The sequence below is a fragment of the Vibrio sp. 1978 genome, from assembly GCF_033344345.1.
On sequence record NZ_JAWPOP010000021.1, the window covers coordinates 1 to 22078 of the forward strand.

General features: G+C 46.7%; 25 protein-coding genes. 14 read left to right on the plus strand and 11 right to left on the minus strand.

From position 1 onward, the window contains the following. Window positions 1–161 precede the first annotated feature (161 nt). Window positions 162–710, plus strand: coding sequence for a gamma carbonic anhydrase family protein (locus tag R8N49_RS18110; protein ID WP_005379096.1), 549 nt, complete (start codon window positions 162–164; stop codon window positions 708–710). A gap of 7 nt (window positions 711–717) precedes the next feature. Here R8N49_RS18110 and R8N49_RS18115 read toward each other — a convergent pair whose 3' ends face one another. From R8N49_RS18115 to R8N49_RS18130, 4 genes are all read right to left on the minus strand, one after another. Further along, the gene (locus R8N49_RS18115) at window positions 718–981 is read right to left on the minus strand and encodes a DUF1488 domain-containing protein (protein ID WP_005379090.1); all 264 of its coding nucleotides are present in this window, start codon (window positions 979–981) and stop codon (window positions 718–720) included. Window positions 982–984: 3 nt separating this feature from the next. Next, complete coding sequence (aroE, locus tag R8N49_RS18120) at window positions 985–1818, minus strand: shikimate dehydrogenase (RefSeq protein ID WP_005379088.1); 834 nt, start codon at window positions 1816–1818, stop codon at window positions 985–987. Window positions 1819–1919: 101 nt separating this feature from the next. Further along, on the minus strand, window positions 1920–2837 hold the full coding sequence (hemF, locus tag R8N49_RS18125; protein WP_005379086.1) for an oxygen-dependent coproporphyrinogen oxidase: 918 nt from the start codon (window positions 2835–2837) through the stop codon (window positions 1920–1922). A gap of 47 nt (window positions 2838–2884) precedes the next feature. Next, a complete protein-coding gene (locus tag R8N49_RS18130; protein ID WP_186584566.1) occupies window positions 2885–3442 on the minus strand; it encodes an L-threonylcarbamoyladenylate synthase in 558 nt (185 codons plus the stop codon). A gap of 199 nt (window positions 3443–3641) precedes the next feature. On the opposite strand from R8N49_RS18130, the gene purE reads away from it, so the two are divergent. Together purE and R8N49_RS18140 are read left to right on the plus strand one after the other, a co-directional pair. Then, the gene (purE, locus tag R8N49_RS18135) at window positions 3642–4127 is read left to right on the plus strand and encodes a 5-(carboxyamino)imidazole ribonucleotide mutase (RefSeq protein ID WP_005379082.1); all 486 of its coding nucleotides are present in this window, start codon (window positions 3642–3644) and stop codon (window positions 4125–4127) included. Between the two features lie 4 nt (window positions 4128–4131). Continuing rightward, window positions 4132–5265 (plus strand): 5-(carboxyamino)imidazole ribonucleotide synthase, encoded by a 1134-nt coding sequence (locus R8N49_RS18140; protein WP_186584568.1) that lies wholly within the window; start codon window positions 4132–4134, stop codon window positions 5263–5265. Between the two features lie 66 nt (window positions 5266–5331). Here the strand turns inward: R8N49_RS18140 and R8N49_RS18145 are convergent, their stop codons facing one another. The 4 genes from R8N49_RS18145 to R8N49_RS18160 all read right to left on the minus strand — a co-directional run bounded on the left by R8N49_RS18145 (window position 5332) and on the right by R8N49_RS18160 (window position 8647). Next, window positions 5332–5901, minus strand: coding sequence for a type I DNA topoisomerase (locus R8N49_RS18145; protein ID WP_017821580.1), 570 nt, complete (start codon window positions 5899–5901; stop codon window positions 5332–5334). Between the two features lie 76 nt (window positions 5902–5977). Next, window positions 5978–6457 carry a DUF494 family protein gene (locus R8N49_RS18150; protein WP_005379074.1) on the minus strand — a complete coding sequence of 160 codons (480 nt, stop codon included), beginning with the start codon at window positions 6455–6457 and terminating at the stop codon, window positions 5978–5980. A 2-nt stretch (window positions 6458–6459) separates the two neighbouring features. Next, entirely contained in the window at window positions 6460–7569 is a 1110-nt protein-coding gene (dprA, locus tag R8N49_RS18155; RefSeq protein WP_186584570.1) for a DNA-processing protein DprA, read from the minus strand. Further along, window positions 7553–8647 (minus strand): LysM peptidoglycan-binding domain-containing protein, encoded by a 1095-nt coding sequence (locus R8N49_RS18160; protein WP_186584572.1) that lies wholly within the window; start codon window positions 8645–8647, stop codon window positions 7553–7555. The genes dprA and R8N49_RS18160 overlap by 17 nt, the downstream gene beginning before the upstream one ends. A gap of 138 nt (window positions 8648–8785) precedes the next feature. On the opposite strand from R8N49_RS18160, the gene def reads away from it, so the two are divergent. From def to R8N49_RS18190, 6 genes are all read left to right on the plus strand, one after another. After that, complete coding sequence (def, locus tag R8N49_RS18165; RefSeq protein WP_005379068.1) at window positions 8786–9304, plus strand: peptide deformylase; 519 nt, start codon at window positions 8786–8788, stop codon at window positions 9302–9304. Window positions 9305–9337: 33 nt separating this feature from the next. Then, the gene (fmt, locus tag R8N49_RS18170) at window positions 9338–10285 is read left to right on the plus strand and encodes a methionyl-tRNA formyltransferase (protein ID WP_005461453.1); all 948 of its coding nucleotides are present in this window, start codon (window positions 9338–9340) and stop codon (window positions 10283–10285) included. An 80-nt stretch (window positions 10286–10365) separates the two neighbouring features. Then, window positions 10366–11649, plus strand: coding sequence for a 16S rRNA (cytosine(967)-C(5))-methyltransferase RsmB (gene rsmB / locus R8N49_RS18175; protein ID WP_086047108.1), 1284 nt, complete (start codon window positions 10366–10368; stop codon window positions 11647–11649). A 63-nt stretch (window positions 11650–11712) separates the two neighbouring features. Continuing rightward, a complete protein-coding gene (trkA, locus tag R8N49_RS18180; RefSeq protein ID WP_005379062.1) occupies window positions 11713–13089 on the plus strand; it encodes a Trk system potassium transporter TrkA in 1377 nt (458 codons plus the stop codon). Window positions 13090–13098: 9 nt separating this feature from the next. Further along, on the plus strand, window positions 13099–14544 hold the full coding sequence (locus R8N49_RS18185) for a TrkH family potassium uptake protein (protein ID WP_005386656.1): 1446 nt from the start codon (window positions 13099–13101) through the stop codon (window positions 14542–14544). Window positions 14545–14570: 26 nt separating this feature from the next. Beyond that, entirely contained in the window at window positions 14571–15155 is a 585-nt protein-coding gene (locus R8N49_RS18190; protein WP_017821574.1) for a DUF3157 family protein, read from the plus strand. A 33-nt stretch (window positions 15156–15188) separates the two neighbouring features. On the opposite strand, the gene trhA is transcribed toward R8N49_RS18190, so the two are convergent. Together trhA and R8N49_RS18200 are read right to left on the minus strand one after the other, a co-directional pair. Further along, window positions 15189–15842: a PAQR family membrane homeostasis protein TrhA gene (gene trhA, locus R8N49_RS18195; RefSeq protein ID WP_005379047.1), complete on the minus strand. Its 654-nt coding sequence runs from the start codon at window positions 15840–15842 to the stop codon at window positions 15189–15191. A gap of 70 nt (window positions 15843–15912) precedes the next feature. Continuing rightward, entirely contained in the window at window positions 15913–16719 is an 807-nt protein-coding gene (locus R8N49_RS18200) for a sporulation protein (protein ID WP_005379045.1), read from the minus strand. A gap of 296 nt (window positions 16720–17015) precedes the next feature. Between R8N49_RS18200 and R8N49_RS18205 the strand changes: the two genes are divergently transcribed. The 5 genes from R8N49_RS18205 to R8N49_RS18225 all read left to right on the plus strand — a co-directional run bounded on the left by R8N49_RS18205 (window position 17016) and on the right by R8N49_RS18225 (window position 21023). Beyond that, a complete protein-coding gene (locus R8N49_RS18205) occupies window positions 17016–17183 on the plus strand; it encodes a hypothetical protein (protein ID WP_005379043.1) in 168 nt (55 codons plus the stop codon). Between the two features lie 166 nt (window positions 17184–17349). Beyond that, window positions 17350–17616 (plus strand): YihD family protein, encoded by a 267-nt coding sequence (locus tag R8N49_RS18210; RefSeq protein ID WP_005379040.1) that lies wholly within the window; start codon window positions 17350–17352, stop codon window positions 17614–17616. Window positions 17617–17924: 308 nt separating this feature from the next. Beyond that, window positions 17925–19346 (plus strand): cytochrome c oxidase accessory protein CcoG, encoded by a 1422-nt coding sequence (gene ccoG, locus R8N49_RS18215; RefSeq protein WP_033906581.1) that lies wholly within the window; start codon window positions 17925–17927, stop codon window positions 19344–19346. Window positions 19347–19399: 53 nt separating this feature from the next. Next, window positions 19400–20386 carry a serine/threonine protein kinase gene (locus tag R8N49_RS18220; protein ID WP_186585056.1) on the plus strand — a complete coding sequence of 329 codons (987 nt, stop codon included), beginning with the start codon at window positions 19400–19402 and terminating at the stop codon, window positions 20384–20386. A 34-nt stretch (window positions 20387–20420) separates the two neighbouring features. Next, window positions 20421–21023, plus strand: coding sequence for a thiol:disulfide interchange protein DsbA/DsbL (locus tag R8N49_RS18225; RefSeq protein ID WP_005379036.1), 603 nt, complete (start codon window positions 20421–20423; stop codon window positions 21021–21023). A gap of 46 nt (window positions 21024–21069) precedes the next feature. Here the strand turns inward: R8N49_RS18225 and R8N49_RS18230 are convergent, their stop codons facing one another. Then, window positions 21070–21948 carry an acyltransferase gene (locus R8N49_RS18230; protein WP_064376860.1) on the minus strand — a complete coding sequence of 293 codons (879 nt, stop codon included), beginning with the start codon at window positions 21946–21948 and terminating at the stop codon, window positions 21070–21072. Between the last annotated feature and the right edge of the window lie 130 nt (window positions 21949–22078).

Genomic DNA, 22078 nt, shown 5'->3' on the forward strand with positions numbered 1-22078 from the left:
TCAGCGAGGTGGCATTATAGAGATTGCGATCACATTGGCAAGCCCTTTTTCTCGTTTTTTTTGATTTTTTTATCGTTTGGGTGTTTTTTATTCTAAAAGGCGAGTTTTCACTACTATTCTACCTCCATACACCCTGTAATCGCCCTGAATAAGGAAAAAAGATGAGCTCAATGAGAAGCTACAAAGGTATAAAGCCTGAACTTGGTGAGCGTGTTTACGTTGACCCAACCTCTGTTTTAGTCGGTGATATCCGAATTGGCGATGATTCTAGCATTTGGCCATTGGTAGCAGCGCGAGGCGATGTAAACCACATTCACATTGGTGATCGAACGAATATTCAAGATGGCAGTGTTTTGCATGTCACCCATAAGAACGCCGAAAACCCAAACGGCTACCCATTGATTATTGGTAATGACGTTACGATTGGCCACAAAGTGATGCTGCACGGTTGTGAGATCCACGATCGTGTTTTGGTTGGTATGGGAGCTATTGTTTTAGATGCTGTTGTAATTGAGTCAGAGGTGATGATCGGAGCAGGCAGTTTAGTGCCACCTGGGAAAGTATTAGAAAGTGGCTACTTATATGTTGGAAGCCCAGTAAAACAAGCTCGCCCTCTATCAGAAAAAGAACGAGCTTTCTTGCAAAAGTCTGCCAACAACTATGTGCAGAACAAAAACGACTACTTAAATGAAGTAAAAGACTTGAACTAAAGCCCTGTTAACCGATGATGATATGGCCTTCTTCGTTGAAGGCTTCATCTTCTATTAGCTCTTCAGCCATTTCTTCTAGGTCGAATCGGTAATCAGTAAACACTTTAATTGCCGCTTGCTCAGTTTCAATCAGTGAACCACTGAGCTTTTCTAACTTTTGTTTCGTCACAAAGCACTCTATTAGTGCGCCTGATTGTTGCGCCGAAAAGTTTACCGATTGTGATACTTCATCCCATGATTGAATATCTGGGAATAAGATGGATTGATTCATCGCTTATTGACCTTCAAGGTTCTTTCTTAGTTCTCTGAGAATTTGTTTGGCACCAGGACGTAAGCCACGCCAGAGCATAAAGCTTTCCGCAGCCTGCCCAACTAACATTCCAAGACCGTCATACGCATGAGCGGCACCATTCTCTTTTGCCCATAAGTTAAAGCTCGTCACCCCTTTGCCATAAATCATGTCATAGCTTGTACTGTTAGCGGCAAAGATGGAGGATGAAATAGTCGGCAGTTCACCACTAAGAGAAGCGGATGTGGAGTTAATGATGACATCATACTCTTCATCAATACTTGCTATCTCTTTGGCGAGGATAGGACCGTGAGAGACAAACAGCTCTGCAAGCTCCTGTGCTTTACTAAAGGTACGGTTGGTAATGGTTAAAGAGGTCGGCTTTTGATCAAGTAGTGGCTTAATAACACCACGAGCTGCACCACCAGCGCCAATAATTAGGATTCGCGCGCCTTCCAATACAACCTGATGCTGAAGCAGATCTTGCACTAAACCTGCACCATCAGTGTTGTCACCGATGATTTCACCATCGTCTAACTTCTTGAGGGTATTTACCGCGCCTGCTAACTGAGCCCGTTCTGTCAATCGACTAGCAAATTGATAAGCATCTTCTTTAAATGGCATAGTGATGTTGCACCCCTTGCCACCTTCAGCAAAAAACACCTTCGCCGCGTCAATAAAACCATCAACAGGTGCACTTTCTGCGGTGTACACCAAAGATTGATTAGTTTGACGAGCAAACAAGGTGTGAATGAATGGCGACTTACTGTGTCCGATAGGATTACCAAACACGGCATAGCGATCGATTTGCTGGGTCATTTCCTTACCTTTGCTCCTTACTTAGATATAGAGAAAACAGGGCCACCTGATTACAGATGACCCTATCACTATCTATCTATATAGAAAAGGAGATTCCGTGCTTACCACTCTCGGGGCGTTAGGTATCGCTCGTAAAGTTCAGCTTCTGGCGATCCCGCTTCTGGCTCGTAGCAGTACTCCCAGCGAGCGAGCGGCGGCATTGACATCAGAATCGACTCAGTACGCCCACCACTTTGTAAACCAAATAAGGTGCCACGGTCATACACTAAGTTGAACTCTACGTAACGGCCGCGACGATATAGTTGGAATTCACGCTCACGCTCACCATACTTGAACTCTTTACGACGAGAAACGATCGGCAAGTAAGCCTGGCAATAGCCTTCACCGACTGCTTTGATGTAAGCAAAACACTTATCAAATTCCCACTGGTTTAGATCATCAAAGAACAAACCGCCAACACCGCGAGTTTCATTACGATGTGGTAGGAAGAAGTATTTGTCACACCATGCTTTATGCTCTTGGTAAACATCGTCACCAAATGGCGCACAAAGCAGTTTTGCAGTATCGTGCCATGATTGGCAATCTTCTTCAAATGGATAGAACGGCGTTAGGTCAAAACCACCACCAAACCACCAAATTGGGTCTTCGCCATCTTTTTCTGCAATAAAGAAGCGAACATTGGCGTGTGAAGTCGGTACATAAGGGTTTTTAGGGTGAATAACCAAAGAAACACCCATCGCTTCAAAACGACGACCCGCTAGCTCTGGACGATGCGCTGTCGCAGATGCTGGCATTTCTTTCCCTTCCACATGCGAGAAGTTCACGCCTCCCTGCTCGAAAACAAGGCCATCACGCATAACACGTGAGCGCCCACCGCCACCAAGACGTTCGCCCGGTTCACGATGCCATGCATCCTCGACAAAGACGGCCTTTCCATCTTCTTGTTCTAACTGCTGACAAATGGAGTCCTGAAGTGACATCAAGAACTGCTTTACGGCGTGCTTATCGATCGCTGACATACGTTATTACCTATTACGTGAAACCTAATGATGGCTGGTTAGCAGGGTTAACCCTGTCTTAATATTTGTGAAGTTTTGGCGTCACGAATCTCGCTGGGTTTATCACGACCGCTGGTCTCGCCACGAAGAATGGCGACCAGCTTATCACCCAACTGCTCTTCGACTTCTTCCGTGGTCATACACGGTGGTAAGCCGGAAAGATTCGCGCTGGTAGAGGTTAACGGCTTTCCGAATGCATTACATATTTTTTGCACCAAAGGATGATCAGTCACACGAACCGCAATTGAATCAAACTGCCCTGAAACCCAGTTGGATACTTTATCGCTCGCTGGCATGATCCAAGTGTATGGGCCTGGCCAAGTGGCATGAACAGTCTGTAATTGTTCTTCAGTCAACTGAGATTCATCAATATAAGGCAAGAGCTGATCATAACTTGCCGCGATGAGAATCAGCCCTTTTTCTACCGGACGCTGCTTGAGCTCTAATAGCTTTTGAATTGCTTCTGGGTTATCTGGATCACATCCGACACCAAAAACCCCTTCTGTTGGATAGGCAATCACTTCGCCTTGCTTGAGTGCGTTGAGCACTTGTTCAAAGTTATCCACCGATTACTTCCTATTTGTTTGACTGTGTTGTTTTCACTAAGTGTACAAATATTCATTCTCAGACACTAAAGCAATTTTTTTATAAAATGTATCAATAGCGCCAACAACAAGAAGCAAACGTTTGCTTGAGATAAAAATCCCCGTATAATGCGCACAAATTTATAGCTCACCTAATTTTTGCAGCTTAAAGGAGTTTGAGATGAAAGTCGGTATCATCATGGGTTCTAAATCCGATTGGCCAACCATGAAACTAGCAGCGGACATGCTAGATCAATTTGGCGTGCCTTACGAAACAAAAGTCGTGTCAGCACACCGAACTCCTCAATTACTGGCTGACTACGCTAGTGGCGCAAAAGAACGCGGCATCAAAGTTATCATCGCAGGCGCAGGTGGTGCAGCCCACCTACCAGGTATGGCGGCGGCGTTTACTAGTTTGCCAGTGCTTGGGGTTCCCGTTCAGTCTCGTGCACTGAAAGGTATGGATTCACTGCTTTCTATTGTACAGATGCCAAAGGGAATTGCGGTTGGTACATTGGCGATTGGCGAAGCGGGCGCAGCAAACGCCGGTATCCTAGCTGCGCAAATCCTAGGCACTCATGATGAAAACATCATGGCGAAGGTAGAAGCATTCCGTAATGAGCAAACGGAAACAGTTCTCGCAAATCCAAACCCTGCAGAGGATTAATCAGATGCATGTACTGGTTCTTGGTGCGGGTCAGTTGGCTCGTATGATGTCTCTGGCTGGTGCGCCACTGAATATTCAAATTTCAGCTTACGATGTCAGCAGCGGTGATGTCGTTCACCCTTTAACTCAACAGGTACTTGGCCATGGCTTGGAAAATGCGATTACGCAAGTTGATGTGATTACTGCCGAGTTCGAGCATATTCCACATGACGTGCTCAAGGTTTGCGAAGCGAGCGGCAAGTTCCTACCAAGTACGCAAGCCATCAAAGCAGGTGGTGATCGCCGTATTGAAAAAGCACTGCTTGATGATGCCGGCGTGCGCAACGCGAAATACTACGTCATTGAAACTCGTGAAGACTTTGACCGCGCAATTGAACACGTTGGTATGCCAATGGTTCTGAAAAGTGCATTAGGTGGTTACGATGGTAAAGGCCAATGGCGCTTAAAAGAAGCTTCTCAAGTCGACGACATTTGGACTGAGATGTCGGAGTGCATCGCGGCAACACCAACTCAAGCGATTGTTGCTGAAGAGTTTGTTCCTTTTAACCGCGAAGTATCACTGGTTGGTGCTCGAAGCAAAGATGGCAGTGTGGAAGTGTATCCTCTGGCAGAGAACGTCCACACCAACGGTGTATTGAGTCTTTCTACTGCGATTGATGCGCCAGGGTTACAGGAACAAGCAAAGCAAATGTTCACGGCAGTCGCAGATAGCCTAGATTACGTTGGCGTATTAGCGCTTGAGTTCTTTGATGTCGATGGGGCACTTTTAGTGAATGAGATTGCTCCACGCGTGCACAACTCTGGTCACTGGACACAGCAAGGTGCAGAAACGTGTCAGTTTGAAAACCATCTGCGCGCAGTGTGCGGCTTACCATTAGGCAGTACGAAATTGGTTCGTGAAACCTCAATGATTAATATTCTTGGTGAAGACACACTACCAGAAGCATTGTTATTAATGGATGGTTGCCACATTCATTGGTATGGCAAAGAGAAACGTGCAGGTCGCAAGATGGGACACATCAACGTGTGTGGCGACTACCCAGGAGAATTGCACCGTAGGTTGTGCGCTCTGGCAGACATCTTAGACCCAATAGCTTTCCCAGCCGTGCAAGCGTTCGCTAAACAGCCTCAACACTAACGTTTGGCAGCAAAAAAATAAAAAAAGGGTCGCACGATGCGACCCTTTTTAATTCCTTTGATGTATTTACCCTTGTTGGGTGTGCTGGCACTTACGGTTGGCACATTGCAATTTCACACCACTGGCGAGTTTCTTCTCCACCAACAAAGTAAAACCACATTCTTCGCATCGCCCCTTGACCGGAGCAAGGTTCACAGCAAATTTGCATTTAGGGTAGTTGTCACACGCGTAGAATGTTTTGCCAAATCGGGTTTTACGCTCAACCAAATGTCCTTTGCCACATTCAGGGCAAGCGTGTTGCTCTTGTGACTGCGCCTCTGGCTCTGGTTGATTAATCGACTCAATATGATGACAAGCCGGGTAATGGCTACAACCAACGAACATACCGTAGCGCCCTTGGCGGAGAACCAACTCATTGCCACACTCAGGACAAGGCACACCCAACTCTTTCACGATGTGACCATCATTGCTGTGTAGCGGTTTAATGTAATCACAGCTTGGGTAATGGTTACAGCCGAGAAATGGGCCATGTTTTCCGTGCTTGAGAGTCAGCTCACCACCACATTTTGGACACGGCTCGTGTTCCAAAGCGTGTTCATGGGCAGAGAAAAGGGTGTTGTCGATTTTACTACTCATACTTACCGTTTCGTGAAAAACACACAAAAAGACAAGCTCGCGTTTATTCTAGTTAAACTCGAACTTGCCCAGATGGTTAGTGAAGAATCCCTTGTTCCTTGGTGTACAACAGCTCTTCCATTAGCGTGTAAGCGTTTTCGTTGCCAGGCACATTAAACAGCACCATCAGAATGATCCATTTGAGATCTTCAAGCTCAAACTCACTCGTTTCTAATCCCATCACTCGGTCAATCACCATTTCGCGAGTTTCTGTGGTTAACACATTGATTTGCTCGAGAAACAATAGAAAACCTCGGCATTCCAAATCTAAACGCTGCATCTCTTTCGCTGTGTAGATACGAGTTGATGACGAAGCCATGCAAGTCGAGATTGCAGAAGAGGTGTCACTTTGCTGCAATGCGGCAAGCTCTTCTAACCAGACAAGGGCTTTGTAGATATCTTTTTGTTGGAAGCCTGCACGAAGCAACTCTTCTTCCAACTCGTCTTGTTCGACCTGTAACTCTGCATCGCTATGGATGTAGGTTTCGAATAGATACATCAGTATATCCATCATCATAGCTAGCCCCTCCCCTTTCGAATATAGCCACCTGAAACCGCAACGACATGCCCAGAGAGTTCTAACTCTAAGAGCTGCATCATGACTTCTTGGACAGGTATATTGGTCCTGTTTGCAAGAATATCAACCGGTGTAGCTTCACTTCCTACGTTAGCTAACAGCTGAGGAAATGGCAATTCTTCTTCATCATTTAACGTAGAAAATAAATCGGTACTCTGATTAATAGACCAATCAAGCAAGGACTGTATTTCATCTAAGACATCTTTCGTCTTTTCTACGAGGCAAGCGCCATGACGTATCAACTGGTTTCCACCGCAGGCATTGGGGGCATTGATTGACGCTGGCAGCGCAAATACTTCTCGACCTTGCTCAAGCGCGTAACGAGCTGTAATTAACGAGCCGCTCTTTTTCGCCGCCTCGACGACCAGTACACCAAGCGATAATCCACTAATAATACGATTACGACGCGGGAAGTTTTCTGGGCGCGGCTTGGCATTAGGCCGAGACTCAGACACCAAAGCCCCATGTTCAATAGCACGTTGCGCTAAACCACGATGACGTGCCGGATAAATATTTTCTAAGCCAGATCCTAGCACCGCAATCGTCTTACCACCCGCTTGCAACGCACCATCATGCGCATGACCATCAATGCCTAAAGCGAGACCACTGGTGACAATAAAATCGTGCTGAACAAACTCTGCAGCAAACTGACGTGCATGCTGTAATCCATCAATACTCGCATTTCGACTTCCAACCATCGCGATTTGTGGCTGAGAAAGACAAGTAGGGTTTCCTTGAACAAAAAGTAGAGGTGGCGGTGCAACGATTTGTTTGAGCTGAGGTGGATAACACGGGTCAGTCAGTGTCAGGATATGATGATTTGTAGAAGCCTCAAGCCAGCTTAAACAAGCATCGACTTCTTTATCTGTTGAAGCCCAAGCTTGAATTTGCTTAGTTGTTAACCCAAGTTGTTGTAGCTGTTCAGGAGAGAAGTTTACGATGTTACGTGGCGTGTCTCTTGCCAGTAGCTTATTCATTTTGACGCCGCCAATGCCTGGCAAACAACTCAGTTTTAACCAGGCAGCGAGATCATCGTTATTTCGTCGATTCATCGATGGTTAATTCGTCCGCCAACGGTGACACCACCGAAATATCTTGGTTAATGGGTTTCGTACTGTTAGTGATCAGTGCCAAGCTAAAGTACTCATAAGGACGAATGACCAGCAACTCACCAACTTTGCTTTGAGGCAAAGTAATTTTCTTATCAAGCACGCCAAACTCTTTCTTGAACTCATCGCCGTCTTTGTAAACTGGGTGCGCGTCTTCTTTTAAATCAAACACACTGCCTTGCTTGAGATTGTCTGACGTGCCTTTATCAATCACCACGACTTGGTTAGTTGAACTAAAGCGAATACCTTCGATATTACCTAGCAACTTTGCAGAACTGCCTTGTGGCGACGGCAGCGGATAGAACGTAGTCGTGAAGTCAGTATTCTCAACCGATTGATTTGGCAACGCGATATCGTTACGTAGGATTTCTTGCATTTGCGATGTAAGCTTCAAACCTGAGTAATCAGTCGAAGCTTCAACGAGCTCGCCTTTGGCAATCAAACGCAGCGCGGTAATCTCTTCGGACACATCGTCACGCGAAAAGGTAGCTACTGGTCGGTAAATAGCCCAACCTGTCGCGGTCTGATTGCCATTGATATACAGCACATCTTCTGCAGTCAGATACTTACTGCCCTTGCTGCTACCCATCACTTTTGCTGCTCTGTTCAACGAATCTTTATCTAGCAACCGATCCGATTTAAGGTAAGGCATCACCAAACCTTCCGCGACCGTTGGTACGGCTTTCTTTTCTGTGATGCGAGCTTTCGGGCTCAGCTTCTTAACCGGTTTTAGGCTCAACACGGGCTGACCGTTAATCCACACCAAAGACAGCTTGTCTCCGGGATAAATTAAATGAGGGTTATCGATTTCCGGGTTTACTTGCCATAAACGAGGCCACAACCACGGGCTATCCAAGTACATGGCCGAAATATCCCATAGCGTATCGCCCTTCACAACTACATATGTATGTGGCGCATCATCTTTAACAGTCAGTGGGTTCGCATCCACATTTGCTACAGCGTTGAAAGAGAAAAGTAACGGCAACGTAACACTGGCAACGTTGCGGAAAATTCGATTCATGACCCTCGTCCTTGGTCTATTAAGCAGGAACCAGAATGGAAATTGGTGCAAGGATGCTGTCATTTAGGCTATAAAATGTCTAGAATTGAGCCAACAAGGTTTGTGCTGTTTCGGCACAGTTCAATATTTCGAGTGAATATGTCTGTATTACAAGTATTAACATTCCCGGATGATCGCCTGCGCACAGTCGCAAAGCCTGTTGAAGCGGTGACACCTGAGATTCAAAAAATCGTCGATGACATGATTGAAACCATGTACGACGAAGAAGGTATTGGCCTTGCTGCAACGCAGGTTGATATCCACAAACGTATCGTAGTGATTGATATTTCAGAAACTCGCGATGAGCCGATGGTGCTAATCAACCCTGAGATTCTGGAAAAGCGTGGCGAAGATGGCATCGAAGAAGGCTGTCTGTCGGTACCAGGTGCGCGCGCACTTGTGCCTCGCGCTGCAGAAGTTACCGTTAAAGCACTGGATCGTGATGGCAAAGAGTTCACCTTTGAAGCCGACGACCTGCTAGCGATTTGTGTTCAACACGAGCTTGATCACCTACAAGGTAAGCTATTCGTGGATTACCTATCACCACTGAAACGCAAACGCATTCAGGACAAGCTAGCGAAAATCAAACGCTTTAACGAGAAGCAGCAAAACGCTTAATCTCGAACCATACCAATTAGAAGGAAGTCTACCTTGAGTCAGTCTTTACGAATTGTCTTTGCAGGTACTCCGGATTTCGCCGCCCGTCACTTGGCGGCGTTGTTGTCTTCGGAGCATGAAGTCATCGCGGTTTACACAAACCCAGATCGTCCAGCGGGTCGTGGCAAAAAATTGGCTGCGCCACCGGTAAAACAACTGGCGCTAGAACACAATATCCCGGTTTACCAACCTGAAAGCTTTAAGTCCGACGAAGCGAAACAAGAACTTGCCGATCTGAACGCCGACCTCATGGTTGTCGTGGCGTACGGTATGCTGCTGCCACAAGCGGTTCTTGATACCCCTAAACTTGGTTGTATCAACGTACATGGTTCTATCCTACCTCGTTGGCGTGGTGCGGCTCCAATCCAACGCTCTATTTGGGCGGGCGATGCAGAAACTGGCGTGACCATCATGCAGATGGACATCGGTCTCGACACTGGTGATATGCTGAAGATTGCAACTCTGCCAATCGAAGCGACAGATACCAGCGCTTCAATGTATGAAAAATTGGCTGAGCTTGGTCCAGAAGCTCTGATTGACTGCCTAGCAGACATTGCTGCGGGTAAAGCAGTGCCAGTGAAGCAAGACGATGAGCTAGCGAACTATGCGAAAAAACTCAGCAAAGAAGAAGCACGCATCAACTGGAACGACGATGCGGCGCACATTGAGCGCTGCGTTCGTGCATTTAACCCATGGCCAATGAGCCACTTTGAGGCGGCAGAAAACAGCATCAAAGTATGGCAAAGCCGTGTGGCAGAGCAAACCAGTGACAAGCCAGCCGGCACCATCGTACAAGCAGATAAAACCGGTATTTATGTTGCGACAGGCAACGGCGTACTGGTGCTAGAGCAACTGCAAGTTCCTGGCAAAAAAGCCATGTCAGTTCAGGATATTCTGAATTCGCGTGCGGCTTGGTTTGAAGTTGGCACTCTGCTGGTTTAAGCCATACTAGGGGTTATCATCCCCAATAATACGAACTTTTAGAGGGCAGAGATGCCCTCCTTTACTTTAAGGTACTCATCATGAATGTTCGCGCTGCGGCTGCTAACGTCCTGTATCTTGTCGTCGACAAGGGCCACTCACTTTCAAGCGCTCTTCCAGCGGCTCAACAAACGGTACGACCTCGTGACCATGCTCTGCTACAAGAGATCTGTTACGGTGCGCTACGTTACCTACCTCGCCTAGAAATGATCGCAAACCAATTGATGGATAAGCCGCTAAAAGGCAAACAACGTGTATTCCATCACCTAATTCTGGTTGGTATTTACCAACTGAGCTTCATGCGTATTCCTGCGCACGCAGCAGTCGGTGAAACGGTTGAAGGCACTAAAGAGCTGAAAGGTCCTCGTCTGCGTGGTTTGATTAACGCGGTATTGCGTAACTACCAGCGCAACCAAGAAGAACTCGACCAAATGGCCGTCAGCAACAACGCTGGCAAGTACGGTCACCCAAGCTGGTTACTAAAACTGCTGCAAGAGGCCTACCCAAAGCAATGGGAAAGTATTGTTGAAGCGAACAACCAAAAAGCACCAATGTGGCTGCGTGTGAACCATCAACACCACACTCGTGATGAATACCTTGCGCTGCTCAAAAATGAAAACATTGATAGCACGCCACACACAGAAGCAATGGACGCCATAAAATTGGCCGCACCATGTGACGTGATGAAGCTACCTGGTTTTGATAAAGGTTGGGTTTCGGTACAAGATGCGGCGGCGCAGCTTTCGATCAACTACCTAAAACCACAAGACGGCGAACGGATTTTAGATTGCTGTGCTGCGCCAGGTGGCAAGACTGCGCACATTCTAGAGCGCACGTCGGGCAGTGAAGTGGTCGCGATTGACTGCGACGACACACGCTTGAAACGTGTGCATGAAAACCTGAAGCGTCTCAACCTTCAGGCAAAAGTGGTTTGCGGTGATGCGCGTAATCCACAAGAATGGTGGCAAGGCGAGCAATTTGATCGCATTTTGCTGGATGCCCCATGTTCTGCGACTGGCGTGATTCGTCGTCACCCAGACATCAAATGGCTACGTCGTGCAGACGACATCGCCGCATTAGCAGAGCTGCAAAGTGAAATTTTTGATGCCATGTGGACGCAACTGAAGCCCGGCGGCACCATGGTTTACGCGACTTGTTCAATCACACCGCAAGAAAACGTGGAGCAAGTAAAAGCGTTTTTAGCACGTACCGCGGATGCGCAACTGCTGGATTCTGATCCCGACCAGCCTGGTCGTCAAATTCTACCAGGCGAAGAAGATATGGATGGTTTCTACTACGCAGTGCTAACTAAGACACACGCGTAACAGCATGCTAAATAGGGCGATTGAAGTGATTTCAATCGCCTTTTTCAGATACGAGAAAAGAGTATGAAGATCATTATTCTTGGTGCAGGTCAGGTTGGCGGCACACTGGCAGAAAACCTAGTGGGTGAAAACAACGACATCACCATCGTCGACAATAATGCCGACCGACTGCGTGAATTGCAGGACAAATACGACCTACGTGTGGTCAATGGCCATGCGAGCCATCCAGACGTGCTACACGAAGCTGGCGCGCAAGACGCCGATATGCTCGTCGCAGTAACCAACACTGATGAAACCAACATGGCCGCCTGTCAGGTCGCGTTCACTCTATTCAATACCCCAAACCGCGTTGCGCGTATTCGCTCTCCAGAATACTTGGCAGAAAAAGAAGCCCTGTTTAAATCTGGCGCTATTCCTGTTGATCACCTTATCGCACCAGAAGAACTCGTTACGAGCTACATCGAACGTCTGATCCAATACCCAGGTGCGCTGCAAGTGGTGAGCTTTGCTGAACAGAAAGTCAGCCTAGTGGCGGTGAAAGCCTACTATGGTGGCCCGTTGGTGGGTAATGCGCTATCTGCTTTGCGTGAGCACATGCCGCACATTGATACCCGTGTGGCAGCTATTTTCCGCCAGGGTCGCCCGATTCGCCCACAAGGCACCACGATTATTGAAGCCGACGATGAAGTGTTCTTCGTTGCAGCAAGTAATCATATTCGCTCAGTGATGAGTGAGCTTCAGCGCCTAGAAAAACCGTACCGCCGCATCATGATTGTTGGCGGGGGTAACATCGGCGCAAGCTTGGCAAAACGCCTAGAGCAAACTTACAGCGTGAAGCTGATTGAGCGTAACTACCAGCGTGCAGAAAAGCTCTCTGAGCAACTAGAAAACACCATCGTGTTCTGCGGTGATGCGGCAGACCAAGAGCTTCTCTCGGAAGAGAACATCGACCAAGTCGACGTCTTCATCGCGCTGACCAACGAAGATGAAACCAACATCATGTCTGCAATGTTGGCAAAACGCATGGGCGCTAAAAAAGTGATGGTGCTGATCCAACGTGGCGCTTATGTAGACCTGGTACAAGGCGGCGTAATTGATGTAGCAATCTCACCTCAGCAAGCCACTATTTCAGCCTTGCTAACGCACGTTCGTCGCGCTGATATCGTAAACGTATCCTCACTTCGCCGCGGCGCTGCGGAAGCGATTGAAGCCGTCGCTCACGGTGATGAAAGTACATCTAAAGTGGTTGGACGTGCGATTGGAGATATAAAGCTTCCACCTGGGACCACCATTGGTGCTATCGTTCGTGGCGAAGAAGTTCTTATTGCCCACGACCGTACGGTCATCGAGCAGGATGATCATGTGGTGATGTTCCTGGTCAACAAAAAATACGTATCAGACGTCGAAGCGCTATTCCAACCGAGTCCATTTTTCCTCTAGGATTTTCCTATGGTCAACTTACGTCCCGTACTGTTTGTTATCGGGCTGGTTTTATCCAAACTGGCCCTGTTTATGTACGTGCCGACTTTGGTCGCTTTCTTTACCGGTACGGGGGGATTCCTCGATTTCGCCCAAGCCGTTGTGATCACGCACCTTGCCGCCTTCATCTGCCTAACGATAGGTCGAACCGCCAAGTTCAAACTCAGCGTACGCGATATGTTCCTCATCACCAGTTTGGTTTGGACCATCGCGAGTGCGTTTGCCGCCTTGCCATTTGTGTTTATCAACCACATCAGCTTCACCGACGCCTACTTCGAAACGATGTCGGGTATCACCACGACGGGCTCAACGGTGCTCAGTGGCCTAGACAACATGGCGCCGAGCATCTTGCTATGGCGCTCTATTTTACAGTGGCTTGGTGGCATTGGTTTTATCGTGATGGCGGTAGCAGTGTTACCTATGCTGAATGTCGGTGGTATGAAGCTATTCCAAACCGAATCATCAGATTGGTCGGATAAAAGTAGTCCAAGAGCGAAAACGGTCGCCAAAAACATCGTAGCGGTTTATTTGATGCTAACGGGCTTATGTATTTTGGGCTACTTGGTCACCGGCATGAACCTGTTCGAAGCAATCAACCATGCCTTTACTACGCTATCGACAGGTGGATACTCTACATCTGATGGGTCAATGAACCACTTCTCTAATGGCGCACATTGGGTGGCCACTACCTTTATGTTCTTAGGTGGTTTGCCATTTTTGCTCTTTATCGCCGCGTTACGTAAACGCCGTATTGATGTGTTGGTTAACGACGCTCAAGTTAGAGGATTTGCGTACCTGTTCGTATTCTCAAGCTTAGTGATTTCAGCTTGGTTAGTGATTCGAGATGGGTACACCATTTTGGATGCCCTGCGAGTGTCGATGTTTAATATTGTCTCTGTCGTCACCACAACTGGCTTTGGCTTAGAAGACTTCACCGCATGGGGCGCATTACCCACAACTCTTTTCGCATTCTTAATGATGGCGGGAGCATGCTCAGGATCAACGTCTGGCGGGATCAAAATCTTCCGCTTCCAAATTGCGATGACGCTGCTAAACAAACAAATGATGAAGTTGATTCACCCTTCAGGGGTGTTTGTACAGCGTTATAACCAGCGACCGGTGAATGATGATATTGTTCGCTCAGTGGTGGCATTTGGCTTGATGTTTTTTATCACCATTATCTTTATCGCGGGTTGTTTAAGTGCTCTTGGCCTCGACCCTGTGACCAGTATTTCTGGCTCAATCACCGCCGTTGCCAATGTTGGCCCTGGTATGGGTAGTGTGATTGGCCCGACAGGCAACTTCGCGCCTCTGCCCGATACTGCCAAATGGCTCTTAAGCTTTGGGATGTTAATGGGCCGCTTGGAAATTCTGACTATTCTTGTACTGTTCTTTCCTGCGTTTTGGCGCCGCTAAGCAGACTCTAATTAAAAGGTATAACAATGAAAACATGGATTACTCTGGCGACCCTACTTGCCGCCTCATCCACATACGCCGCCGAGGTCATCACTTTAGCCGATGGTCGAGAAGTGAAGTTGAACGATGACTTTACCTGGGAATACGTCATGAAAAAAACGGCGCAGCAAGCGACGGAGACACAAACAACAGCAAGCGTAGTTGAAACAATCGCAGCTCCTGCGATTGCGACAATCCCAGTGATAACGAAAACCGTTGGCACGACCGTGGTGGTAAACGCCAAAAAGCCAACCATGCAGCTATCAGATTCAGGTGTGGATGTATTGATTGGTTCAGCAAGCTATCAAAGCGGTGAGCTTGTTTTACCTACATCAATCACTAACCAAAGCTCTCAATCTGTCATTCAAGTGGAAGTTGAGGTGCAAGTGTTTGATATGTCTGGTCAGCAACTGGCAAAAGAAAACGTGACTGTTTGGCAATCCATCAAGCGCATGGCGGATACCTACCTGCGACCTCAGCAAGCGGAGCAAGGTAAGAGCATAAAACTGGCTGTACCGCAATCACAGCAATACCAGTTTTCTGCCAAAGTGCTAGAGGTAAAAACTCGCTAATACGTGTTTAATATTCTTTGTTGAGCCTATCGGCTAGATAGGCTCAACAAAGTAATAAATAGCAAAGAAATGGCACACGCAGCCAGCCAAAACAAAGCCGTGCCAAATCGCATGGTTAAAGGGAATGCGCTTCGCAACGTAGAAAATCACGCCCAGTGAATACACAATTCCACCAGCGGCAAGCAGTGTAAGTCCGCCGACATCCAAGTTGATCGCCAACTGATAAATCACAATCAACGATAACCATCCCATCACCAAATACGTCATCAAAGAAAGCTTTTTAAATCGATAGACGAACGCAACTTTCATGATGATGCCGATCAACGCAATGCTCCAAATAACGATCATCAACCCAAATGCTAGAGGTGTTCTTAAGCTGACTAACAAGAAAGGGGTATAGCTGCCTGCTATCAAAAGATAAATAGCACAGTGGTCGAAGGTTTTTAGCCAACGTTTCGCTTTGGGATGAGGGATCGCATGATAGAGCGTCGAGGCCAAAAATAGCACGATAATACTCGCACCATAAATCGCCATACTGGTAAGCGTTAAAGTGTCAGCTTGATGGTCTATGGCTTTAACTAACAGCAGTATCAAGCCAACAATACCAAAAATCATCCCTATACCGTGGGTGATGGTATTGGCCAGTTCTTCACGTTGACTGTATTGAGGTTTCTGCAGCTCGGACATCAATGCGCCTATACTAGAGTTTGAAATTTGCTCTAGTATGGCACATTAGGCTTACACGTGTAAGCTTAAATTAAGACTCATGAACGGCAGTAGTTTGATCGAGATAATTGAGTACCAGTTCGCCAACTTGATCTGGCTTAGTCGTGGCAGGGATGGTCAGCTCTCGCTTGAGTTTGCCACTACCCAGTAAGCTCGCGAGCATGCCACCTTGCCCCTTGCGTGTGCGGTCAACTTCAAACCACAACTTGAGCTCTTGCTCACTGCGGTGGGCAACAAATTCTAATTCGCGCCACACGCCGTGGTAAGGTCCGTCGGTTGGCACCAGTTCAAACTCTTGCACAAATGGTAGATCGAATCCTTTCACTTCCTCGCATTCCACCTGGCGAATTCGTAAACCTTGCGCTTCAAATGCAGATAGTACCGCATCCATCAGTGGATCAGGTCGGACGGTGAGGATGTCTTTATCAGTCGGATCCAAAGCAGCAGCAACGTCTAAGCCAGTTTCTAACCATACTTTGGCATCACCAATGGTGACAGGCGTGTTCCAAGGCACATCGAGCTTAACATCGAAGGTACGCTCTTCGCCGGAATGGATGGTAAATGCGTAAGGGAGACTCCACTTAGCAAGCACATGAGTTTGAGGTACTCGGCGCATGCTGTGTCCTTCTCGCGCACCACGGTCATCAGGGGCTTCTGCGATGTAGCGGCAACAGAGTTTTAAATCAATGTTGTCGATCGCTTGTTCAGTCGCACCACCATATACATGGATCGACACATCCACACTTTGACCTGGGTATAGCACGTCTTGGTTTAAGATTGAGTCGACCTTCGCGCTCCCAATCCCAAAACTGGCAAGTGTCTTCTTCAAAAATGACATAGGCACCTCCTTCATCGAGATCTCATACTACTACTGCTGATCGTGGGAGCAAACAAAAATTGCCTCGAACATCGCGACAAAATGACAAAATCTAAACAATTCAATTGCTCAACTATCGACCAATTATTACAAGGATGCTAATCTTACACTTGATATGCATGCATATCGGTATTCCTGACTCATTAACTGGATTGGCGAGAGCCAGAAGAGTGATTCTTCAATCTTGTTGGAGCCTAGCTCATAATGATTCAGGCCATTACATCGGCAATGGATATGCCTGACAGTTAGGTAAATTAATGCGCCCAACAACAGTCAGGTTCGCACACACTAATACTAGTGCAATGCGCCGCCGCAGTGGCTTTACTACTGCACCAAAGGCAAAGCAAGTTGCGCCAGCAATGACATTGGTTGAGAAGACAGCAATGATGTCGAGTGTTCCGGCCAAAGTTATCAAAGCAGCTTAATCAAAAGCGCGGCGCCAGCTGCGCTTTTTTCTTTGCACGCGACTCATAAAGCTTCAAAGACTTAGAACAAACTACAGTGAAAGAGATCGTTTTTCCTATTTGGTCTTAGCAAAGCAATTTGGTACCTTTACTGCTAATTACACCTATAAATTCTGTGGAGAAAGAAATGAAGTGTCATCGCATTGAAGAGCTGCTTGAGCTACTAGAGCCTGAATGGCATAAAGATCAAGAGCTGAACCTCTTGCAGTTCATCGTTAAGCTGGCAAAAGAAGCAGGCTATAAAGGAAAGCTAGAAGATCTGACCGACGATGTACTGATCTACCACCTTAAAATGCGTAATAGCAGCAAAGATGAAATGATCCCTGGACTCAAAAAAGACCAAGAGGACGATTTTAAAACGGCGATCCTACGCGCTCGTGGCATCATCAAATAACTAGCTCAACAGCCAGTATTCTTTAAGCGACTCTCTCTGTGAGTCGCTTTTTTATAACCAAAGTTTTTAGTCCCACAATTGGTTATAACTGTTCAGCCAATTATCAGGTTAACTGTACTGATTTTTGTTGTTAAACATTGACTGCGTTAAAGAAACGGAATTGTTATTGATTGTATAATCGCCGTTCATCAGTATTTACTAAAATAATTATGTTCGGTCATCTTTATGACGGAACGAGCAGCAATGTCATCGAGCGACATCAATAGAAATGACGCCGTACATTATAAAAGCCTAAGAAGGATGAGTGCATGAGTCAGGACAAGATCGATATCAAAGATGTGACTCCTAAAACCTATAATCCCAAAACCCATAAAGGAAACGGGGATCGGTTCAACCCAAGTAATCGCATCTATGTACGCGAAAGCAAAGGGACTTACCAGAAACTGCGTCGTTACGGTGGTTGGTTCTTACTGCTTCTCTTCGCTTTGATACCGTGGATTCCTTACGGTGAACGTCAAGCGATCTTGCTTGATATTGGCAACCAGCAGTTCAACTTTTTCGGTACCACCCTGTACCCACAAGATCTTACCCTACTCGCCTTGCTGTTTGTGATCGCGGCGTTTGGGTTGTTCTTTATTACCACCTTCTTGGGTCGGGTTTGGTGTGGCTATCTCTGCCCACAAACCGTCTGGACCTTCATGTATATCTGGTTTGAAGAGAAGCTGGAAGGTAGTGCCAATAAACGCCGCAAACAAGACTCCAATAAGCTGACGGCGAATTTAGCGATGCGTAAAACCGTCAAACATATAGCTTGGTTTGCCATTGCACTCGCCACTGGTTTTACTTTTGTTGGCTACTTCGTGCCAATGAAGCAATTGGTTATCGACTTTTTCACCTTTAACGCCAACTTCTGGCCCGTCTTTTGGGTAATGTTCTTTGCCATTTGTACTTATGGTAATGCTGGTTGGATGCGTTCCATCATGTGTATTCACATGTGTCCTTACGCGCGCTTCCAGTCTGCCATGTTTGATAAAGACACCTTCATCGTTGGCTACGATGCAAAACGTGGGGAAAAACGTGGCCCACGTCCGCGTAAAGCCGATCCAAAGCAGCTTGGTTTGGGTGATTGTATTGATTGTGATTTGTGTGTGCAGGTGTGCCCAACAGGTATCGATATTCGTGACGGCTTGCAGTATGAATGTATCAACTGTGGCGCCTGTATTGATGCGTGTGACAACACCATGGATCGCATGGGCTACGAGAAAGGCCTAATTAGTTACACCACCGAACATCGCTTATCGGGTAAGAGTACCAAAGTCATGCGTCCGAAGCTGCTAGGCTATGGTGCCGTACTACTCGTCATGGTCGGTCTTTTCTTTGCCCAAATTGCAGCGGTAGACCCAGCCGGCATGAGTGTTATTCGCGACCGTAACCAACTGTTCCGCGTTAATAGCTCGGGAGAAGTAGAAAACACCTACACCCTCAAAGTGATCAACAAAACTCAGCAAGTGCAAGAGTACTCGTTGGATGTTGAAGGGCTATCCGATGTAAGCTGGTATGGTAAGCAGACAATTCAGGTCCAGCCAGGTGAGGTATTAAACCTGCCAATGAGTCTTGGTGCCGATCCTGACAAGCTAAACTCTGCGATTACGACAATTCAGTTTATACTCACCGATAAGAGCAACGAATTCACCATTGAAGTAGAAAGCCGTTTTATTAAAAAACTATAGTGCTACTTCAGTGACTAACGGAAAAAGGCTCAGTAATGAGCCTTTTTGTTTATATGTCCCAAAGTATGTTTAACTTTGACGCCCTTACCCCAGACTTTATGTGGTACGCGTTAGAAAGCATCGGCGTTCGCGCAGAATCAGGCTTTCTTCCCCTCAATAGCTACGAAAACCGTGTTTATCAATTTACTGACGAAGAGCGTCGTCGTTATGTCGTCAAGTTTTACCGTCCTGAACGTTGGAGCAATGAACAGATCCAAGAGGAGCACGACTTTACTTTAGAGCTGATTAGCAATGAGATCCCCGTCGCACCACCTGTGCGCATCAACGGTGAAACCCTGCATCACTATCAAGGCTATGCTTTTGCGCTGTTTGATAGCGTGGGTGGTCGCCAATACGAGGTTGACAATTTAGATCAGCTCGAAGGTGTAGGGCGTTTCCTTGGCCGAATCCATAAAGTCGGCAGCCGCCAAGCCTTCCAACATCGTCCTACGATCGGCTTACAAGAATACCTGTATCAACCAAGAGAGATTCTGCAAAACGCCAATATGATTCCAATGCACTTGGAGAACAGCTTCTTCAATGACTTGGATATGCTGATCAAATCAATTGAAAGCCACTGGCACGAAGGCTTCAATATGATTCGTTTGCATGGTGATTGCCACCCAGGCAATATTTTGTGGCGAGATGGCCCTATGTTTGTTGATTTGGATGACGCTCGTAACGGCCCTGCAGTACAAGACTTATGGATGCTATTGAACGGTGAACGCCAAGACAAACTGATGCAGTTGGATATTGTTTTAGAGGCTTACCAAGAGTTTTGCGACTTTAATCCTGCAGAATTGAAACTAATCGAGCCACTTCGCGGTCTACGAATGGTGCACTATATGGCATGGCTAGCAAAACGTTGGCATGACCCTGCATTTCCTCTCGCTTTTCCATGGTTTAATGAGCCAAAATACTGGGAAGGTCAGGTCCTTGCATTTAAAGAGCAGATCGCCGCTTTAGAAGAAGCACCGCTGTCTTTAATGCCTCAATGGTAAGTCAGGCCAAAAATTCAAAAATGGAGATATTTCGATGAAAAAACTGTTCGCACTGTTTTCTATGCTGATGTTAAGCCTGTCGGCACATGCAGCGCAATTCAAAGAAGGTGAACATTACAAAGTATTGGATCTTGAGGCATCAAAAAAACCTCTTGTGACGGAGTTTTTCTCTTTCTACTGCCCGCACTGTAATAGCTTTGAACCGGTTATCCAGCAACTGAAAAAGCAGTTGCCAGAAGGTACTAAGCTATTAAAAAACCACGTTTCTTTCATGGGTGGCAACATGGGCCCATCAATGAGCAAAGCCTACGCAACGATGGTTGCATTAAAAGTGGAAGACAAAATGGTGCCAGTGATGTTTAACCGCATCCACAATCTAAAGAAGGCGCCACGTAATGATGAAGAACTTCGTCAAATCTTCCTTGATGAAGGTGTAGACGCGAAAAAATTCGATTCTGCATTCAAAGGCTTCGCGGTTGATTCAATGGTTCGCCGTATGGACAAGCAATTTGAAAACAGCGGTCTAACCGGCGTTCCTGCGGTTATCGTTAACAACAAATACCTAGTTCAAGCACAAAGCATCAAAACGATGGATGAGTACTTCTCTCTGGTGAACTACTTGCTGACACTAAAATAAGCACATCGATATCAATCAAAAGGGGAACACGTCGCTCCCCTTTTGTTTATTTGTAAATCTCTTGTAGCAACCGATCTTTTTCTTGCCACACATCCCCCAACCATTGCTGAAATTGTCGCTTATAGGGCTTATCGTTGAAGTAATCACCAAGCACTCTTTCATCAACGGGTAACACATTTACACGCACAACCACCTTGCTCATGCGGCCCATCAATAAATCCTTGAACGGTTTATGCGTATTTTCTGGGTACGCCAACGTAACGTCGATAATGCTCTCGAACTGCTCCCCCATCGCCGCTAACGTGTACGCAATCCCGCCCGACTTTGGTTGCAGCAAATATTGATAGTTTGCTTTACTCTTACGCTGCTTTTCTTCGGTAAATCGGGTTCCTTCGACATAGTTAACCACTGTGGTTGGAGTGTGTTTGAATTTAGCGCACGAGCGACGTGTCGTTTCTAAATCTTGACCTCGCTTATGAGGGTTGCGGATCAGATACTCTCGCGAATAGCGACGCATAAATGGCATATCGAGCGCCCAACACGCCATCCCGATGAAAGGCACATACAGCAGTTGTTGCTTGAGGAAAAACTTCGGCATGGGAATACGGTCTTTAAACACGCAGCAAAGCACAACAATATCTGTCCAACTGAGATGGTTACTGATCAGCAGATACCACCCGTCTTTTTTAAGCGCTTCACCGCCCTGAACATCCCACTCAACACGGTTAGATACCGCCAGAATGCACGCATTAACGGTAGCCCATAACCACATCACCTTATTGGCACAAGCGGTCGCTAGTGCTTTTAGCTTTACGCCAGGAAGCAATATTTTAAATACAGCGATAACACAAATTGCGAGTGAACAAACCGCAGAATTGAGAATCACAAAAGAAGCGTTAAAAAAAAATAACAAATATGCCAACATGATAGTCAAACAACAGTGATAATGTGTGAAAAATAAAACAGCGTGTAATTATACTGCGCCTTTGCCACATTGGAACATGCGTGGGAATGGTCAGATTTGTTACCGCAACCAATATGTGCACCACTCATTC

What these genes read in the sequence shown, in the direction of transcription:
- R8N49_RS18110 (WP_005379096.1), top strand. Translation starts at nt 162, where the DNA reads ATGAGCTCAATGAGAAGCTACAAAGGTATAAAGCCTGAACTTGGTGAG.
- R8N49_RS18115 (WP_005379090.1), bottom strand. Translation starts at nt 981, where the DNA reads ATGAATCAATCCATCTTATTCCCAGATATTCAATCATGGGATGAAGTA.
- aroE (WP_005379088.1), bottom strand. Translation starts at nt 1,818, where the DNA reads ATGACCCAGCAAATCGATCGCTATGCCGTGTTTGGTAATCCTATCGGA.
- hemF (WP_005379086.1), bottom strand. Translation starts at nt 2,837, where the DNA reads ATGTCAGCGATCGATAAGCACGCCGTAAAGCAGTTCTTGATGTCACTT.
- purE (WP_005379082.1), top strand. Translation starts at nt 3,642, where the DNA reads ATGAAAGTCGGTATCATCATGGGTTCTAAATCCGATTGGCCAACCATG.
- R8N49_RS18140 (WP_186584568.1), top strand. Translation starts at nt 4,132, where the DNA reads ATGCATGTACTGGTTCTTGGTGCGGGTCAGTTGGCTCGTATGATGTCT.
- R8N49_RS18145 (WP_017821580.1), bottom strand. Translation starts at nt 5,901, where the DNA reads ATGAGTAGTAAAATCGACAACACCCTTTTCTCTGCCCATGAACACGCT.
- R8N49_RS18150 (WP_005379074.1), bottom strand. Translation starts at nt 6,457, where the DNA reads ATGATGATGGATATACTGATGTATCTATTCGAAACCTACATCCATAGC.
- dprA (WP_186584570.1), bottom strand. Translation starts at nt 7,569, where the DNA reads ATGAATCGACGAAATAACGATGATCTCGCTGCCTGGTTAAAACTGAGT.
- R8N49_RS18160 (WP_186584572.1), bottom strand. Translation starts at nt 8,647, where the DNA reads ATGAATCGAATTTTCCGCAACGTTGCCAGTGTTACGTTGCCGTTACTT.
- def (WP_005379068.1), top strand. Translation starts at nt 8,786, where the DNA reads ATGTCTGTATTACAAGTATTAACATTCCCGGATGATCGCCTGCGCACA.
- rsmB (WP_086047108.1), top strand. Translation starts at nt 10,366, where the DNA reads ATGAATGTTCGCGCTGCGGCTGCTAACGTCCTGTATCTTGTCGTCGAC.
- trkA (WP_005379062.1), top strand. Translation starts at nt 11,713, where the DNA reads ATGAAGATCATTATTCTTGGTGCAGGTCAGGTTGGCGGCACACTGGCA.
- R8N49_RS18185 (WP_005386656.1), top strand. Translation starts at nt 13,099, where the DNA reads ATGGTCAACTTACGTCCCGTACTGTTTGTTATCGGGCTGGTTTTATCC.
- R8N49_RS18190 (WP_017821574.1), top strand. Translation starts at nt 14,571, where the DNA reads ATGAAAACATGGATTACTCTGGCGACCCTACTTGCCGCCTCATCCACA.
- trhA (WP_005379047.1), bottom strand. Translation starts at nt 15,842, where the DNA reads ATGTCCGAGCTGCAGAAACCTCAATACAGTCAACGTGAAGAACTGGCC.
- R8N49_RS18200 (WP_005379045.1), bottom strand. Translation starts at nt 16,719, where the DNA reads ATGTCATTTTTGAAGAAGACACTTGCCAGTTTTGGGATTGGGAGCGCG.
- R8N49_RS18205 (WP_005379043.1), top strand. Translation starts at nt 17,016, where the DNA reads ATGCGCCCAACAACAGTCAGGTTCGCACACACTAATACTAGTGCAATG.
- R8N49_RS18210 (WP_005379040.1), top strand. Translation starts at nt 17,350, where the DNA reads ATGAAGTGTCATCGCATTGAAGAGCTGCTTGAGCTACTAGAGCCTGAA.
- ccoG (WP_033906581.1), top strand. Translation starts at nt 17,925, where the DNA reads ATGAGTCAGGACAAGATCGATATCAAAGATGTGACTCCTAAAACCTAT.
- R8N49_RS18220 (WP_186585056.1), top strand. Translation starts at nt 19,400, where the DNA reads ATGTCCCAAAGTATGTTTAACTTTGACGCCCTTACCCCAGACTTTATG.
- R8N49_RS18225 (WP_005379036.1), top strand. Translation starts at nt 20,421, where the DNA reads ATGAAAAAACTGTTCGCACTGTTTTCTATGCTGATGTTAAGCCTGTCG.
- R8N49_RS18230 (WP_064376860.1), bottom strand. Translation starts at nt 21,948, where the DNA reads ATGTTGGCATATTTGTTATTTTTTTTTAACGCTTCTTTTGTGATTCTC.